We start from the raw sequence: 9,928 nt of genomic DNA, 5'->3' as shown, positions 1-9,928 counted from the left end.
CCACCGGATGATGGAGAACCGAACGATCAGGACAGGTCGACCTGGGCGACGCGAGCGTCGAGCGCCTCGGTGATCTGTCCGACCTCGGCGTCGCCGACGACGCGGTCGACACGCAGGATCACGGTGGCGCCGGGGCCCTCCGCGTCCTGGCTGAGCGCTGCGGCCTGGATGTCGATGCTCGCGTTGCCGAGCACGGTGCCGAGCGTTCCGAGGACACCCGGGCGGTCCTGGTAGTGGACGATCAGGTTGTGGCCCTCGGCGCGGAGGTCGAAGCTGCGGCTGTTGATGTTGACGATCTTCTCGACCTGCTGCAGGCCGGTGAGCGCACCTGCGACGGAGGTGACGTGTCCGTCCGGCGACACGGCGCGGACCTCGACGGAGCTGCGGTGCGTGGTGGCCTCGCTGACCTTCTCGACCTCGACGGTCACGCCGCGCTGCTCCGCGAGCTTGGGGGCGTTGACGAAGGTGACGGGCTCGTCGCTGCTCGCGGAGAACAGGCCGCGGAGGGCGGCCAGGCCGAGGATGTCGGTGTTCTCGGCCGAGAGCTCACCGCTGACGACGACCTGCACGTTCTGCACGGCCTCGGGCGAGAGGGTGCCGGCGAGCAGACCGAGCTTGCGGACGAGCTCGAGCCACGGTGCGACCTCTTCGCCCACGGGGCCACCGGAGACGTTGACGGCGTCGGGCACGAACTCGCCGGCGAGGGCGAGCAGCACGCTCTTGGCGACGTCGGTGCCGGCGCGGTCCTGGGCTTCGGCGGTGGATGCACCGAGGTGGGGGGTGACGACGACGTTGTCGAGGTCGAACAGCTTCGAATCGGTGCACGGCTCGGTCTCGAAGACGTCGAGGCCGGCGGCGCGGACCTTGCCCTCGACGAGCGCGTCGTACAGCGCGTCCTCGTCGATCAGGCCACCGCGGGCGGCGTTGACGATGATGACGCCGTCCTTGGCCTTGGACAGACGCTCGGCGTTGATCAGGCCGGCGGTCTCCTTGGTCTTGGGCAGGTGCACCGAGATGAAGTCGGCGCGGGCGACGAGTTCGTCGATGTCGACGAGCTCGATGCCGAGCTGTGCGGCGCGGGCGGCCGGCAGGTAGGGGTCGTACGCGATGACATGGGTCTCGAACGCCGCGAGACGCTGGGCGAACAGCTGGCCAATGCGGCCGAGGCCGACGACACCGACGGTCTTGCCGAGGATCTCGGTGCCGTTGAAGCTCGACCGCTTCCAGGTGCGCTCACGCAGGGTGCGGTCGGCGGCGGGAACCTGACGGGCCGCGGACATGAGGAGCGCGACCGCGTGCTCGGCGGCGGAGTGGATGTTGGAGGTGGGCGCGTTGACGACCATCACACCGCGCTCGGTGGCAGCGGCGATGTCGACGTTGTCGAGGCCGACACCGGCGCGACCGACGATCTTGAGGTTGGGCGCCGCAGCGAGCACCTCGGCGTCGACGGTGGTCGCGGAGCGGACCAGCAGCGCCTGGGCCTCGGGCACGGCCGCGAGCAGGGCGGGGCGGTCGGGGCCGTCGACCCAGCGCACCTCGACACCGTCACCGAGCGCGTCGACGGTCGACTGCGCAAGCTTGTCGGCGATCAGGACTACTGGACGGCCATTCTGGCTCACGTGCGGACTCCCTGTGTCGTGAATGTGTGAGTGGTCGACGGCGCTCGCGCCCGACAGCATGCGTGGGCACCCGCGACCGCCCACAGTTTAGTGCCCCAGCCCTTCCCACGGGGCCACCGGGATCGGGATCACGGTGGTCCGGGCCCATCCTTCCGCGGGGGCGGGACGACGTCCCGCGGGGGTGCGTCGAGCACACTGCGCGCGATACCGGGTTGGTTCCGGTGCCGGAAGGCCACCACGGCGGTGCGGACGGTCGGATGGAATCGACCGTCCCGGAAGCGATTCCCCGTCTGCATCCGGTGCAGCTTGTCCTTGACCGGACCCTTCATGGCGGCGAAGGCGAGCCGTATCCCCCGATGGGTGAGATAGTCGTCGAGACGCTCGATCTCCTCGACGGCGCTGATGTCGAGATCCGTGATCGGTTCGGCCGCGAGGACCACCCACTCGATGCGGTCCTCGCGTTCGCGGACGAGCTCGCGGACGAACTTCGTGAGGATCACACCGTTCGCGAAGAACAGCGGGGCGTCGAACCGCACGAGCACGAGACCCGGGATCCGGTGGCCCTCGGGATGCCGTTCCCGGTCGTGGTATCCGGCGACATCGTCGAGTTCGACCAGTTCGGTCCGGTGGGGTTGCCACGCGCGTACGACGACGGCCGCCAGCGACAGTGCGATCGCGACGAGCACACCCTTCAGCACACCTGCGAGACCGACCGCCACGAATGCGGCGAAGGACAAACAGAATTCGATCTTGTTGACCTGCCACAGACGACCGAGCGCCCTCACGTCGACGAGCGCGCTCGCCGCGACGATCACGACGGCACCGAGCGCCGCCTGCGGCAGGTACGCCGTCGCTCCCGGGGCCACCAGCAGGAAGACCGCGACCGTCACCGCTCCGACGGCGCCCGCGAGCTGGGTACGCGCTCCGGCCTGTTCGAGGACGGGAGTGCGACTGCCGCTGCCGCAGATCGGGAATCCGCCCGTGGCACCGGCTGCGATGTTCACCACACCGAGGGCGCGCATCTCGGAGCTGCCGTCCACGTCCTCGCCCCGGCGCAGCGCGAACGAGCGCGACAGCACCGCGGTGTCGGCGAAGGCTATGACGGCGACGGCGACGGCGGGTGCGAGAAGTTCGATCACGTCTCCGCGTTCGATACCGCCGAGAACGGGTGCGGGGATCCCGGAGGGCAACGCCCCCACCATCTCCACGCGATCGGTAAGCCCGAACACCGCGACCGCCGCGGAGGCGACGAGCACCGCGACGAGCACCGCAGGTATGCGGGGAACGATCTTCTGCAGCACGAGGATGACGGCGAGGGTGCCGACGCCGACGAGGAATCCGGCCGGCTCGACGCCGTCCTCGAAGACGTCGTCGACGATGTCGAGAACCTCGGCGACGACACCGGATTCGTCGTCCGAGGTGCCGAGCAGGAACGGAAGCTGCCCGACGATGACGATGATCGCGATCGCGTTGAGGAAACCGAGCCGGATCGGTGTGGAGAGCAGATCGGTCAGGAATCCGAGACGGAGTATCCCGCCGACCAGGAGGATCGCTCCGACGAGGAGCGCGAGCACACCGGCGAGGGCGACCGCGCGCTGCGGATCTCCGTCGGCGGCGAGTGGGATCACCGCTGCCGCGATGAGCGGGGCGAGTGCGGAATCCGGTCCGAGCACGAGGATCCGGGACGGACCGACCACCGCGTACACCAGCATCGGCACGACGGTCGCGTAGAGGCCGGTGTAGGGCGGCAGTCCCGCGGCCTGGGCGTATCCCATGCCGGTGGGGACGAGCAGGGCGCTGAGCGCGAGGCCCGCCGTGACATCGCTCCGCAGCCACCCCCGCCGGTAGGACCGTGCGGTGGCGACACCCGGGAGCCGCCCGAACGCGGCGCGGAGCCACATCAGCCAAGTATCCTCCGCGGCCTCGGCTCGTGGATGCGACATCGCTCACGCCGCACCGACGACGGCGGNCACCCCCGTTGGGGTACCGGGCCGCCGTGACCGGATCAGGTGGCTGTCAGGCCGTCTCGGTGATGGGGCGATCGACCCAGCTCATCAGGTCGCGCAGCTGCTTGCCGACGACCTCGATGCCGTGCTCGGCGTTCTGCTTGCGCAGACCCTCGAGCTCCTTGTTGCCGCCCTCGACGTTGGCGACGAGACGCTTGACGAAGGTGCCGTCCTGGATGTCCTTCAGGATCTCCTTCATGCGCTCCTTGGTGCCGGCGTCGATGACGCGCGGGCCGGAGAGGTAGCCGCCGAACTCCGCGGTGTCGGACACCGAGTAGTTCATGCGGGCGATGCCACCCTCGTACATGAGGTCGACGATGAGCTTGAGCTCGTGGAGAACCTCGAAGTAGGCCATCTCGGGGGCGTAGCCCGCCTCGACCATGACGTCGAAGCCGGTCTTGACGAGCTCCTCGGTGCCACCGCAGAGCACGGCCTGCTCGCCGAAGAGGTCGGTCTCGGTCTCTTCCTTGAAGGTGGTCTTGATGACGCCGGCGCGGGTGCCGCCGATGCCCTTGGCATAGGACAGCGCGAGCGCCTGGCCCTCACCCTTGGGGTCCTGGTGGACGGCGATGAGCGCGGGAACGCCCTTGCCGTCGACGAACTGACGACGCACGAGGTGGCCGGGACCCTTGGGGGCGACCATCGCGACGGTCACGTTCTCCGGAGCGGTGATGAGACCGAAGTGGATGTTGAGGCCGTGGCCGAAGAACAGCGCGTCGCCGTCCTTCAGGTTGGGCTCGATGTCGTTGGTGAAGATCGACGCCTGGGCGGTGTCGGGAGCGAGGACCATGATGACGTCGGCCCACTCGGAGACCTCAGCGGGGGTGCCGACGGTGAGACCGGCTTCCTCGGCCTTGGCCCGCGACTTCGAGCCCTCCTTCAGACCGATGCGAACGTCGACGCCCGAGTCGCGCAGGCTCAGCGAGTGCGCGTGTCCCTGACTGCCGTAGCCGATGACGGCGACCTTACGACCCTGGATGATCGACAGGTCGGCATCGTCGTCGTAGAACATCTCGACTGCCACAGTGATTACCTCTTTCAGCAAGTATGGGTGTGTTAAGGCTAACGGGTAGCCGTGATGGACTTCGGACCGCGTCCGACGGCGACGACACCGGACTGGACGATCTCGCGGATTCCGTACGGTTCGAGCATGCGCAGCAGCGCGTCGAGCTTGGACCGCGTACCGGTCGCCTCGATGGTCAGCGACTCGGGCGAGACGTCGATCACCTTGGCGCGGAACAGATTCACCGTCTCGATGACCTGGGTGCGCACACTCGCGTCGGCGCGCACCTTGATGAGCACGAGTTCGCGGGCGACGGACGCCTCGTCCTCCTGCTCGACGATCTTGATGACGTTGACGAGCTTGTTGAGCTGCTTGGTGACCTGCTCGAGCGGGAACTCGTCGACGGTCACCACGATCGTCATCCGCGAGATGTCGGGCACCTCGGTGCCACCGACGGCAAGGGATTCGATGTTGAAGCCGCGTCGCGAGAACAGCGATGCGACTCGGGCGAGCACGCCCGGCTTGTCCTCGACGAGAACACTGAGGGTGTGACTCGTGCTCACTTGGTCTCCTCCTGGGCCGCAGCGTTCTCGCTGCGGGTTTCGAGCGCGTCGATGGTCTCGTGGATGACGGCGGGATCGTCGGCAGCGGCGTCGTCGTCGAACAGCGGCCGGATGTCGCGGGCCGCCATGATCTCGTCGTTGCTCGTGCCGGCGGCGACCATCGGCCACACCTGCGCGTCCTTGCCGACGATGAAGTCGATCACGACGGGACGATCGTTGATCTCCTGCGCCCGGCGGATCGCCGGCTCGACGTCCTCCTCGCGCTCGACGCGGATGCCCACGCAGCCGAGGGCCTCGGCGAGCTTGACGAAGTCGGGGATGCGTAGCGAGTGCGTCGCCAGGTCGGTGTTCGAGTACCGCTCCTCGTAGAAGAGGGTCTGCCACTGCCGGACCATGCCGAGATTGCCGTTGTTGATGAGCGCGACCTTGATCGGCACACCCTCGACGGCGCACGTCGCGAGTTCCTGGTTGGTCATCTGGAAGCAGCCGTCGCCGTCGATGGCCCACACCTCGGTGTCGGGGCAACCCATCTTGGCGCCCATCGCGGCGGGCACCGCGTAGCCCATGGTGCCGAGACCACCGGAGTTGAGCCAGGTGCGCGGCTTCTCGTAGTCGACGAACTGCGCCGCCCACATCTGGTGCTGACCGACGCCTGCGCAGTAGATCGCGTCGGGACCGGCGAGCTTACCGACGGCCTGGATGACGTACTGCGGCGACAGGGTGTCGTCGGTGGGACGGTCGTAGCTCAGCGGGTAGGTGCGACGGATGTCGTCGAGGTAGGCCCACCATGCCGTGTAGTCGAGCTTCGTGCCGGTCGCCAGGTCGGCGCGGATGGCCTCGAGCAGTTCGACGATGACCTCTTTGCAGTCACCGACGATCGGCACGTCGGCGTGCCGGTTCTTGCCGATCTCCGCCGGGTCGATGTCGGCGTGGATGACCTTGGCGTCGGGCGCGAAGGAGTCCAGCTGACCGGTGACGCGGTCGTCGAAGCGGGCGCCGAGGGTGATGAGCAGGTCGCTCTTCTGCAGTGCGGCCACCGCGGCGACGTTGCCGTGCATGCCGGGCATGCCGCAGTGCAGGTTGTGGCTGTCGGGGAACGCACCGCGGGCCATGAGCGTCGTAACGACCGGGATGCCGGTCAGCTCGGCGAGCTCGAGCAGCTCGGCCGACGCCTCGGCCTTGATGACACCGCCGCCGACGTACAGCACCGGGTTCTTCGCGTCGGCGATCAGTCGCGCGGCCTCGCGGACCTGCTTGCCGTGCGGCTTGGTCACCGGGCGGTAGCCGGGCAGGTGCATCTCCGGCGGCCAGCTGAAGGTGGTCTGTGCCTGGAGGATGTCCTTGGGGATGTCGACGAGGACCGCGCCCGGGCGGCCCGAGGAGGCGAGGTAGAACGCCTCGGCCAGGATGCGCGGGATGTCGGCGCCGTCGGTGACCAGGAAGTTGTGCTTCGTGATCGGCATCGTGATGCCGGAGATGTCGGCTTCCTGGAAGGCGTCGGTGCCGATGAGCGGGCGACCGACCTGGCCGGTGATCGCGACGAGGGGCACGGAGTCCATCTGCGCGTCGGCGAGCGGGGTGACCAGGTTCGTCGCGCCCGGACCGGAAGTGGCCATGCACACGCCGACCTTGCCGGTGGCCTGGGCGTAGCCGGTGGCAGCGTGCCCGGCGCCCTGCTCGTGACGGACGAGCACGTGGCGCACGCGCCGCGAATCGAAGAGCGGGTCGTAGACGGGCAGGATCGCGCCGCCGGGAATGCCGAATACCGTGTCGACCTCGAGTTCCTCGAGTGCGCGGACCACCGACTGGGCGCCGGTGACCCGCTCGGGGGCGACCTGGCGTCGATTGGCGGGCTGCGTTGCGGCAGCTGCGGGAGTCGGGGTGGCGGACCCCGGCTTTCGCGGCGAGGGTTGAGGCCGTGCGGTTGGTGCGCTCACTGCGAATTCCTCTGATTCTGGCTCCGGGCAACAAAAAACCCTCGTCAGCAAGTCTGCTGTACGAGGGTGGCGCGTCGTGGGCGAGTTGCGAAATGCGGCTCAGGCGACGACGCGCCGGCCGATTACGAGCAACCCATTCTGATTCACGCGCTCGACGGTAGGCGCATGGTGTCCAGACAGTCAACTTGGTGCGGTCCACTGTCCCAGAATGTGAGATGCCGCGGCTGCAGTGCGAAGATGTAGAGGTGTCATCTTCCCAGCAGCCCGTGCCACCGACTCCATCATCCCACACGCCCGATTCGGCGACGCAGGTCATCCAGATCTCGCGACTGTCGTTCCTCGCGTGCGCTCTGCTGTTCCTCGCCCTCGCCTCCCCCGCGTTGGCGTGGCCGGAGGCCTTCGCATGGACGCTGATCATCCCGTTCCTCGTCGCCGCCTGGGTCGTGCGGGTACGCACCGTCGTCGGCCCCGAGGGCATCGTCGCGCGGGCGACCTTCAAGATCACGAGCCTGAAATGGGACGAGCTCGACGGCCTTCGGTTCCCGAAGCGGGGCTGGGCCCGCGCACGGCTCACCGACGGCAGCGAGGTCGCACTGCCGGTCGTCACCTTCGGCCGGCTGCCGCAGCTGTCGGAGGCGAGCGGAGGCCGTATCCCCGATCCGTATGCGGCCGCACAGCGCGCCGAGGAGAAGGCACACCGCGAGGAGGCGGCCGCCGAAGCCGGTTCGGATGCCGAAACCACCGACGACGCAGTCACCGTCGAGAAGAAGGACGACCGCTCCTCCTGATCCTCGCGACCGGGTGCGAATAGGTGCATCCGGAAGCACGCGAGTAGATTCGTCGGTGCCGCTGCCCGGATCCGCCCCAGCCCGGCGACCGGACGCGGCCCGGCCGATTGCGCACACAGCCACCGTCAAGGAAGTCAGCCCATGCCCCCGTTGAGGTCACGCACCACCACCGTCGGACGAAACGCCGCGGGAGCGCGCTCCCTGTGGCGCGCCACCGGCCTGACCGATTCCGACTTCGGCAAGCCGATCGTCGCGATCGCGAACTCCTACACGCAGTTCGTACCCGGTCACGTCCACCTCAAGGACGTCGGTGAGATCGTCGCGAAGGCCGTGCGCGAAGCAGGCGGCGTGGCACGCGAGTTCCACACCATCGCCGTCGATGACGGCATCGCGATGGGCCACGGCGGCATGCTCTACTCGCTGCCGAGCCGCGAGATCATCGCCGACTCCGTCGAATACATGGTCAACGCACACACCGCCGACGCGCTGGTGTGCATCTCGAACTGCGACAAGATCACGCCGGGCATGCTCAATGCCGCGATGCGCCTGAACATCCCGACGATCTTCGTCTCCGGCGGTCCGATGGAGGCCGGCAAGGCGGTCGTCGTCAACGGTGTCGCCCACGCCCCCACCGACCTCATCACCGCCATCTCGGCCTCCGCCAGCGAGGCCGTCGACGACGCGGGTCTCGACGAGGTCGAGCGCAGCGCGTGCCCCACCTGCGGTTCGTGCTCGGGCATGTTCACCGCCAACTCGATGAACTGCCTCACCGAGGCCCTCGGTCTCGCGCTGCCCGGCAACGGTTCGACCCTCGCCACCCACGAGGCGCGACGCGCACTGTTCGAGACCGCCGGCACCACGATCGTCGAAGCGGCCCTGCGCTACTACCGCGACGACGACGAGTCGGTGCTGCCGCGCAACATCGCCACCCCGACTGCCTTCCGCAACGCGATGGCGCTCGACGTCGCGATGGGTGGTTCCACGAACACCGTGCTGCACACCCTCGCCGCCGCGCAGGAGGGTGAGGTCGACTTCGACCTGTCCACCATCGACGAGATCAGCCGCCGGGTGCCCTGCCTGGCGAAGGTCTCCCCGAACTCCGACTACCACATGGAGGACGTGCACCGCGCCGGCGGTATCCCCGCGATCCTCGGCGAGCTGCGCCGCGGTGGCCTGCTCGAGACCGACGTCTCCACTGTCCACACGAAGAGCTTCGACGAGTGGCTCGACACGTGGGACATCCGTTCCGGCAAGGCGTCCGAGACGGCCCTCGAGCTGTTCCACGCCGCCCCGGGCGGTGTGCGCACCACCGAACCGTTCTCGACGGACAACCGCTGGTCGTCGCTCGACACCGATGCCGCGAACGGCTGCATCCGCGACATCGAGCACGCCTACACCGTCGAGGGCGGCCTGTGCGTGCTGCGCGGCAACCTCGCACCGGACGGCGCGATCCTCAAGACCGCCGGTATCGACGAGGACCTGTTCCACTTCGAGGGCCCGGCCTACGTCGTCGAGTCGCAGGAGGAGGCCGTCTCGGTCATCCTCGGCAAGAAGATCAAGGCCGGCGACGTCGTCGTCGTCCGCTACGAAGGACCGGCCGGCGGTCCCGGCATGCAGGAGATGCTGCACCCGACCTCCTTCCTCAAGGGCATCGGTCTGGGCAAGGTGTGTGCACTGATCACCGACGGCCGCTTCTCCGGCGGCACCTCCGGACTGTCCATCGGGCACGTCTCCCCCGAGGCCGCTTCCGGTGGTGTGATCGGCCTGATCGAGCAGGGCGACCGGATCCGCATCGACGTCGCGACCCGCACTCTCGAGGTGCTCGTCGACGACGAGGTGCTCGCCGATCGTCGCGCGAAGATGGAGGCCTCCGAGCGTCCGTGGCAGCCCGTCGACCGTGAGCGCACGGTCTCGAAGGCACTGCGCGCCTACGCCGCTCTGGCGACCTCCGCCGACAAGGGTGCCGTGCGGCGCGTGCCCTAACAGCCCCCACAGCAACAGGCAAGGGCCCC

At 68.5% G+C, this 9,928-nt stretch carries 7 protein-coding genes; 2 read left to right on the top strand and 5 right to left on the bottom strand.

Annotated elements, in window-relative coordinates; all coding sequences use genetic code 11:
- Positions 1 to 26: 26 nt before the first annotated feature.
- The 5 genes from serA to ACLBYD_RS24800 all read right to left on the bottom strand — a co-directional run bounded on the left by serA (position 27) and on the right by ACLBYD_RS24800 (position 7,128).
- A complete protein-coding gene (gene serA / locus ACLBYD_RS24820; protein ID WP_277369867.1) occupies positions 27 to 1,619 on the bottom strand; it encodes a phosphoglycerate dehydrogenase in 1,593 nt (530 codons plus the stop codon).
- 128 nt (positions 1,620 to 1,747) lie between these two features.
- Positions 1,748 to 3,520, bottom strand: coding sequence for a SulP family inorganic anion transporter (locus ACLBYD_RS24815; RefSeq protein WP_447818508.1), 1,773 nt, complete (start codon positions 3,518 to 3,520; stop codon positions 1,748 to 1,750).
- A 115-nt stretch (positions 3,521 to 3,635) separates the two neighbouring features.
- Positions 3,636 to 4,637: a ketol-acid reductoisomerase gene (gene ilvC / locus ACLBYD_RS24810; RefSeq protein WP_016691198.1), complete on the bottom strand. Its 1,002-nt coding sequence runs from the start codon at positions 4,635 to 4,637 to the stop codon at positions 3,636 to 3,638.
- A gap of 50 nt (positions 4,638 to 4,687) precedes the next feature.
- Positions 4,688 to 5,191, bottom strand: coding sequence for an acetolactate synthase small subunit (gene ilvN, locus ACLBYD_RS24805; RefSeq protein ID WP_006554535.1), 504 nt, complete (start codon positions 5,189 to 5,191; stop codon positions 4,688 to 4,690).
- The gene (locus tag ACLBYD_RS24800; protein WP_271036710.1) at positions 5,188 to 7,128 is read right to left on the bottom strand and encodes an acetolactate synthase large subunit; all 1,941 of its coding nucleotides are present in this window, start codon (positions 7,126 to 7,128) and stop codon (positions 5,188 to 5,190) included. Before ACLBYD_RS24800 ends, ilvN begins: the two co-directional genes overlap by 4 nt.
- A gap of 266 nt (positions 7,129 to 7,394) precedes the next feature.
- Here ACLBYD_RS24800 and ACLBYD_RS24795 point away from each other — a divergent pair, with 266 nt between their 5' ends.
- Together ACLBYD_RS24795 and ilvD are read left to right on the top strand one after the other, a co-directional pair.
- Positions 7,395 to 7,916 (top strand): PH domain-containing protein, encoded by a 522-nt coding sequence (locus ACLBYD_RS24795; RefSeq protein ID WP_447818507.1) that lies wholly within the window; start codon positions 7,395 to 7,397, stop codon positions 7,914 to 7,916.
- Positions 7,917 to 8,057: 141 nt separating this feature from the next.
- Positions 8,058 to 9,899 carry a dihydroxy-acid dehydratase gene (gene ilvD, locus ACLBYD_RS24790; RefSeq protein WP_447818503.1) on the top strand — a complete coding sequence of 614 codons (1,842 nt, stop codon included), beginning with the start codon at positions 8,058 to 8,060 and terminating at the stop codon, positions 9,897 to 9,899.
- The last annotated feature ends 29 nt before the right edge of the window (positions 9,900 to 9,928 follow it).

Source organism: Rhodococcus sp. C26F (assembly GCF_053345925.1).
The sequence above is the reverse complement of the archived record's forward strand: the minus strand, read 5'-3'. Positions and strand labels throughout refer to the sequence as shown.